The sequence below is a fragment of the Henriciella sp. genome (genome assembly GCF_049649345.1).
Classification (GTDB): domain Bacteria; phylum Pseudomonadota; class Alphaproteobacteria; order Caulobacterales; family Hyphomonadaceae; genus Henriciella.
Genome location: NZ_JBARZC010000467.1, coordinates 1 through 2740, shown reverse-complemented (window position 1 = coordinate 2740; position 2740 = coordinate 1). Strand labels below are relative to the sequence as shown.

The window sequence follows — 2740 nt, the reverse complement described above, 5'->3', positions numbered from 1 at the left end:
CTCGATAGCGGAGACAGCTTCGACGGGGAAACCGTTGGCTGTACAGCGGGTGAAGCTATCAAAACTTCCACGTCGATCACGATCAACCCGTTCTTCGAGAACGCGAATTTCCCGACCAATGACATTGCGATCAACTACAGTGTCAACGGTTCCTTCATGGGTGCAATTTCGCTTAGCCGTCAGAATGGTACCGGCAATCCGACTGCGAACGGCGGACTTGAGCTTTCTCTGATGTCCGGCGATCGGCTGTCGTTCACCCTGACGGGGAACGCGGGTCAGTTCGGTAACGACGTTGACTTCTTCACCACGGCGGCTGCGGTTCCGCTTCCGGCGGGTGGTCTGCTGCTTCTTGGCGGTCTCGGCGCATTCGCTGCCGCTCGCAAGAAGCGCAAGGCGTAACTTCAGCGATAACAGACATGGAAAGGCGGCCCTCGGGTCGCCTTTTTTCTTTCGGCACAGGGCATGCGGCCGGGGGTTGCCAGTGAATGGATCCCCGACTATACGGCCCCCTCATCCACCTCCACCGGGAATCAGGGTGACGTCTTCGGGCGGCCCTCCGGTGATGTTGCGAAGGAGACTGCCATGGCGCTCGACGCCAAAGAACTGCGTGACAAAACGCCCGACGAGCTGCGCGACCAGCTTGGCCAGCTGAAGAAAGAGCAGTTCAACCTGCGCTTTCAAGCGGCCACGAGCCAGCTCGAGAATACCGCCCGCATGCGGACCGTCCGTCGCGACGTCGCTCGGGTCAAGACGATCCTGAACGAAAAGGCGGCCTCGGCTGCCCAAGCGGAGGCCTGAGTCCATGCCCAAGCGTATCCTCTCCGGCACCGTCACCTCGAACCAGAACGCCCAGACCGTCACCGTGTCGGTCGAGCGTCGCTTCACGCATCCGATCCTCAAGAAGACGATCCGGAAGTCGAAGAAATACCGCGCCCACGACGAGAACGACACGTTCAACGTGGGCGACAAGGTGCGCATCCAGGAATGCGCCCCGAAGTCGAAAACCAAACGCTGGGAAGTCGTGATCTCTGACGAGGTCGCCGCCGAGTAACATCGGCGGGCCGACAGCCCAACATATCGAAACCCTGGGGGCGATAATGAGAACACCCCCCAAAGGTCGGGAGTAACCTACATGATCCAGATGCAGACCAATCTGGATGTGGCTGACAATTCCGGTGCCCGGAAAGTTCAGTGCATCAAGGTCCTCGGCGGCTCGAAGCGGAAATATGCCTCTGTGGGCGACGTCATCGTCGTCTCGGTGAAAGAGGCCATTCCGCGCGGGCGCGTCAAGAAGGGCGACGTGCGCAAGGCCGTCGTCGTCCGCACCGCCAAGGAAGTGCGTCGCGAGGATGGCACCGCCATTCGCTTCGACCGCAACGCCGCGGTGATCCTCAACAACAACGGCGAGCCGATCGGCACGCGTATCTTCGGACCGGTGGTCCGCGAGCTGCGTGCGAAGAACTACATGAAGATCATCTCGCTCGCTCCGGAGGTGCTCTGATGGCTGCCAAGCTTAAGAAGGGCGACAAGGTCGTCGTGCTCGCGGGCAAGGACAAGGGCTCGCAGGGCGAGATCACGTCCGTCGACCCCAAGGCCGGCAAGGCCGTCGTCGATGGCGTGAACATGGCCATCCGCCACGTTCGCCAGTCCCAGAACCAGCAGGGCGGGCGAACGCCGAAGGCGATGCCTATCGATCTGTCGAACCTCGCGCTGCTCGATGCCAACGGCAAGGCCACCCGCGTCGGCTTCCGCATGGAAGACGGCAAGAAGGTGCGCGTCGCCAAGACCACGGGAGACGTGATCTGATGCTTGACGAAACCAACTACGTCCCCCGCCTGCGCCAGCAGTTCCGCGACACGATCCGCCCCGCTCTGAAGGAAGAATTTTCCTACAAGAACGACATGCAGATCCCGCGTCTCGAGAAGATCGTGCTGAACATCGGTGCGGGTTCCGAGGCGGTGCGCGACTCCAAGAAAGCCAAGTCGGCCCAGGATGACCTGACCAAGCTCGCCGGCCAGCAGGCCGTCGTGACCAAGGCCAAGAAGTCGATCGCCGGTTTCCGTGTCCGCGAGGACATGCCGCTGGGGGCGAAAGTCACCCTGCGCGGCGATCGTATGTACGACTTCCTCGACCGCTTCATCACCATCGCGCTGCCGCGCGTGCGTGACTTCCGCGGCGTGAAGCCGTCCTTCGACGGCCGTGGCAACTTCGCCATGGGCATCAAGGAGCACATCGTCTTCCCCGAGATCAACTTCGACCAGGTGGACGAAGTCTGGGGCATGGACGTCATCATCGTCACCACCGCCGCGACCGACGCGGAAGCCAAGGCGCTGTTGAAGCATTTCAACATGCCGTTCAGCAGCTGAGCCTGGAGGATATCATGGCCAAGAAAGCAATGATCGAGCGCGAGAAGAAGCGTCAGGCGCTGGTGGAGAAGTATGCCGCCAAGCGTGCCGAGCTGAAATCTATCGCGCGTGATGAAAGCAAACCGATGGAAGAGCGGTTCAAGGCGCAGCTCAAGCTCGCCAAACTGCCGCGCAATTCGTCCGCAACCCGTCTGCACAACCGTTGTCAGCTGACCGGTCGTCCGCACGCTTACTACCGTAAGCTGAAGATGAGCCGGATCGCGCTGCGGGAACTGGGCTCGCAAGGCCAGATCCCCGGTCTCGTGAAGTCGAGCTGGTAAAGGAGGATAGATAAATGAACGATCCTCTCGGCGATATGCTGACCCGCATCCGCA

The 2740-nt window shown here is 61.0% G+C and carries 7 protein-coding genes; all 7 read left to right on the top strand.

The window, feature by feature from the left end; translation table 11 throughout:
• A partial coding sequence (locus WA989_RS12880; RefSeq protein ID WP_424340893.1) for a VPLPA-CTERM sorting domain-containing protein occupies positions 1 to 399 on the top strand: 399 nt, incomplete at its 5' end.
• Positions 400 to 582: 183 nt separating this feature from the next.
• A complete protein-coding gene (rpmC, locus tag WA989_RS12875) occupies positions 583 to 798 on the top strand; it encodes a 50S ribosomal protein L29 (RefSeq protein WP_424340892.1) in 216 nt (71 codons plus the stop codon).
• Between the two features lie 4 nt (positions 799 to 802).
• Positions 803 to 1051: a 30S ribosomal protein S17 gene (rpsQ, locus tag WA989_RS12870; RefSeq protein ID WP_424340891.1), complete on the top strand. Its 249-nt coding sequence runs from the start codon at positions 803 to 805 to the stop codon at positions 1049 to 1051.
• Between the two features lie 81 nt (positions 1052 to 1132).
• Entirely contained in the window at positions 1133 to 1501 is a 369-nt protein-coding gene (gene rplN, locus WA989_RS12865) for a 50S ribosomal protein L14 (protein ID WP_108894819.1), read from the top strand.
• Positions 1501 to 1806: a 50S ribosomal protein L24 gene (gene rplX / locus WA989_RS12860; protein WP_424340890.1), complete on the top strand. Its 306-nt coding sequence runs from the start codon at positions 1501 to 1503 to the stop codon at positions 1804 to 1806. Before rplN ends, rplX begins: the two co-directional genes overlap by 1 nt.
• Positions 1806 to 2366, top strand: a complete 561-nt coding sequence (gene rplE, locus WA989_RS12855; protein ID WP_424340889.1) for a 50S ribosomal protein L5 — start codon at positions 1806 to 1808, stop codon at positions 2364 to 2366. Before rplX ends, rplE begins: the two co-directional genes overlap by 1 nt.
• 14 nt (positions 2367 to 2380) lie before the next feature.
• Positions 2381 to 2686: a 30S ribosomal protein S14 gene (gene rpsN / locus WA989_RS12850; RefSeq protein ID WP_424340888.1), complete on the top strand. Its 306-nt coding sequence runs from the start codon at positions 2381 to 2383 to the stop codon at positions 2684 to 2686.
• Positions 2687 to 2740 lie beyond the last annotated feature (54 nt).